The sequence below is a fragment of the Streptomyces sp. NPDC057623 genome (genome assembly GCF_042800355.1).
In the GTDB taxonomy this organism is placed as follows: domain Bacteria; phylum Actinomycetota; class Actinomycetes; order Streptomycetales; family Streptomycetaceae; genus Streptomyces.
This window is the reverse complement of record NZ_JBHVGZ010000194.1, coordinates 1-1,042: the sequence shown is the minus strand read 5'-3', so window position 1 is coordinate 1,042 and position 1,042 is coordinate 1. Positions and strand designations below refer to the sequence as shown.

Annotated in this window: 1 protein-coding gene; it reads left to right on the top strand. The window is 65.9% G+C overall.

All coding sequences use genetic code 11. The features are described 5' to 3' along the window. Nucleotides 1-192 precede the first annotated feature (192 nt). On the top strand, nucleotides 193-951 hold the full coding sequence (locus ACFU95_RS51075) for an IS982 family transposase (RefSeq protein WP_383844843.1): 759 nt from the start codon (nucleotides 193-195) through the stop codon (nucleotides 949-951). The last annotated feature ends 91 nt before the right edge of the window (nucleotides 952-1,042 follow it).

Genomic DNA, 1,042 nt, shown 5'->3' with positions numbered 1-1,042 from the left:
GGACCGCAGACCTCATCCCGACACCGCAGAAGTGAACAGCCAGCCCCACCGAGGTCCTCGACGTCTCACCGCTTACCGTGCACGAGCTCGTTAGTCCTGAAAGCCCACACAACCAACGGGGGATTTCAGACCTAGACGAGTAGTTCCGATTGCGGGGTTCACGGACGCAGGAAGGGTGTCCAACATCGGGTTGTGACGACCGAGTTAGACACCCTCTTGACCGCACTGTACGTGCACGTCGATGACCATCTGAAGACCCCGCGCTGGCGCGGCCGGCCGCCCCGGCTGACCGACGCGGAACTGGTCACCCTGGCCGTGGCCCAGGCGATGCTGGGCTTCCACTGCGAAGCCCGCTGGCTGCGCTTCGCCCACGCACACCTGCACGACCTGTTCCCCTACCTGCCCCAGCGCCCGGCCTACAACAAGCGCCTGCGGGCCGCTCTGCCCCTGGTCAAGCAGGCCATCCGCTCCCTGGCCGCCGACTGCGACCTGTGGCTGGACAACGTGTGGATCGTGGACTCCACCCCGGTCGAATGCGCCCGCTCCCGCGAGTCCGTCAAACGCTCCGACCCGGCAGGCTGGGCGAACTACGGCTACTGCCGCTCCCACTCCCGCTTCTACTGGGGCCTGAAACTGCACCTGGTCTGCACCCCGGCCGGACTGCCCGTCACCTGGGCCCTGGCCGACCCCAAGATCGACGACCGGCAGGTCCTGGCCGCCCTGATCGACGACGAACCTGACCTGGCAGCCTGCCGACCCGGGCTGCTGATCCTGGCCGACAAGGGCTACATCGCCGCCGAACTCGACCGCTATTGGAGAAACGAAACGCCCTGCCGTTCGGCGGCAGAGGGTTGCTGGATGTCCAGTGATGACGTCCCGTCTGTGGTTCGTTGTAGGAGTCAGGGGATGACGGCAGGCTTCTTGCGATCCAGAAATGCTCCGCAGTGCTAGCCTCGATCTTTCGTGACGGTCCGCCGACGGAGTCGGTGGGCCGTTTCGCTTTCTGTGGCTGGTGGTGGGCAGGCTGAGGAGCCGTGTGTCG